1 protein-coding gene is annotated in these 1,155 nt (G+C 70.9%); it reads right to left on the bottom strand.

The features are described from left to right. Window positions 1-23: 23 nt before the first annotated feature. The gene (locus tag ACFTZL_RS45035) at window positions 24-962 is read right to left on the bottom strand and encodes a PAC2 family protein (protein WP_382498908.1); all 939 of its coding nucleotides are present in this window, start codon (window positions 960-962) and stop codon (window positions 24-26) included. Window positions 963-1,155: the final 193 nt, after the last annotated feature.

Here is a 1,155-nt window from a genome sequence, read left to right as displayed (position 1 = left end):
TCTCTGAAGGACCCGAGCCCCCGTCAGGTGTCGCCCTCTCGCTCCGCCAGGAAGCGTTCGAACTCCTTGCCGATCTCGTCGGCCGACGGGATGTCCACCGGCTCGGCGAGCATGTTGCCGCGGGTCTCGGCGCCCGCGACGGCGTCGTACTGGTGCTCCAGGCCCTCGACGAGCGCGGTGAGATCGTCGTCGCCCTCGCGGATCTGCCGGTCGATCTCCGTCTGGGTGCGGTGGGCGTCGGAGCGCAGGGCGTGGGCGATACCGGGCAGCACCAGTCCGGTCGCCGCCGTGATGGCCTCCAGGACCGTCAGGGCCGCGTCCGGATACGGGGAGCGGGCGATGTAGTGCGGGACATGGGCGGCGACACCGAGGACATCGTGCCCGGCCTGGAGCAGCCGGTACTCGATGAGGGACTCGGCGCTGCCGGGCACCTGCGCCTCCTCGAACGGGCTGCGGTGGCCCGGGACCAGGTCGGTGCGGTTGCCGTGCGGGGTGAGGCCGACGGGCCGGGTGTGCGGGACGCCCATGGGGATGCCGTGGAAGTTCACGGACAGGCGGACGCCGAGCCGCTCCACGATCTGCTTCACGGCCGCGGCGAAGCGCTCCCACTCCACGTCCGGCTCGGGGCCGGACAGCAGCAGGAACGGCGCTCCGGTGGCGTCCTGCACGAGCCGCACCTCGAGGGCGGGGTCCTCGTAGTCGCTCCAGCGGTCGCGCTTGAACGTCAGCAGCGGGCGGCGGGCTCGGTAGTCCACGAGCCGGTCGTGGTCGAAGCGGGCGACGACCTGGTGGGGCAGCGAGTCGAGCAGCCGGTCGACGATCTGGTCGCCCGCTTCCCCCGCGTCGATGTATCCGTCGAAGTGGTAGAGCATGACAAGACCGGCCGACTCCTGGGCGAGCGCCATGTCGACGACAGCCAGCCCCTTCGGCTCCCATGCGTACAAACCCTGCGGATCAAGCACTGTGACCGCCCCTCCTCGTGTTCATACCTCACAACGCCGTTGCGGGCATGGGCATTCCCCGGAGGCGGAGAAGATCGATCTTGGCGGCTGGGACAACGTCCCTCGAGGGGCGCGGGGAACCGCGCGACAAGCCCCACCGGCCCGCGGCCGAACGACGGCCCCGGAACACACTGAGGGCCCGCACCTCGAAAGG

The sequence above is a fragment of the Streptomyces sp. NPDC056948 genome (assembly GCF_042674225.1).
GTDB classification, from domain to species: domain Bacteria; phylum Actinomycetota; class Actinomycetes; order Streptomycetales; family Streptomycetaceae; genus Streptomyces; species Streptomyces purpurascens.
The sequence above is the reverse complement of the archived record's forward strand: the minus strand, read 5'-3'. Positions and strand labels throughout refer to the sequence as shown.